This window comes from Kineococcus glutinatus (genome assembly GCF_039542765.1).
Lineage (GTDB): Bacteria > Actinomycetota > Actinomycetes > Actinomycetales > Kineococcaceae > Kineococcus_A > Kineococcus_A glutinatus.
Genome location: NZ_BAABIL010000758.1, coordinates 1 through 730, shown reverse-complemented (window position 1 = coordinate 730; position 730 = coordinate 1). Strand labels below are relative to the sequence as shown.

Annotated in this window: 1 protein-coding gene and 1 pseudogene; both read right to left on the bottom strand. The window is 78.1% G+C overall.

The features are described from left to right. A pseudogene (locus ABEB16_RS21050) lies at positions 1-214 on the bottom strand (ACP S-malonyltransferase); the annotation flags it as partial. A 78-nt stretch (positions 215-292) separates the two neighbouring features. Further along, positions 293-730 (bottom strand): PucR family transcriptional regulator (locus tag ABEB16_RS21045; protein ID WP_345714137.1); only part of this gene is annotated, 438 nt, incomplete at its 5' end.

Genomic DNA, 730 nt, shown 5'->3' with positions numbered 1-730 from the left:
CGAGCACGGCGAGACCGCTGGCCACGATGAGCGGCTGGGCGACGGCGGTGTCGCGGATCGTCCCGGCGTCCGACGTCGTGCCGTGGGCGACGAGGTCGGTGCCGGCGACGGCGGACAGCCACCGCATGCGGGTGGCGAAGCCGGGCAGCTCCAGCCACGGGGCGAGGAAACCCGGGACCTGCGAGCCCTGACCCGGGCAGACGATGACGAGCACGGACCCAATCTCCCCTGCCGACGAGCGCCGACGCGGTCACGGCGCTCACGAGTTTTCTGCCGCGTGGTTGTGCGGATCCTACAAAGCCCGCGGCGTGCGGCCGACCGCGGCGCGCGGTGCGGCGCCCCCCGGCCCGGTCGCGGCGGGCGGCGGGGCGGCCAGGCGGCCCAGGACCAGGGCGGTCTGCAGCACGAAGCGCTCCCGGGGGACCGCCGGCGTCCAGCCGCACACCTCCGCCACCCGCCGCAGCCGGTAGCGCACCGTGTTCGGGTGCACGAAGAGGGACCGCGCGCACGCCTCCAGCGAGCCCCCGTGCTCCAGATAGGCCGTCAGCGTCTCCAGCAGGGCCCCGGGCGCCTCGGCCAGCGGCCGGTGCACCCGGTCCACCAGGGCCCGGCGGGCGCCGGCGTCACCGGACAGCGCCCGCTCCGGCAGCAGGTCGTCGGCCAGCACCGGTCGCGGTGCCCCCGGCCAGGCCCGCGCCGCCACCACCCCGGCCAGGGCCGCCCGCGCGGA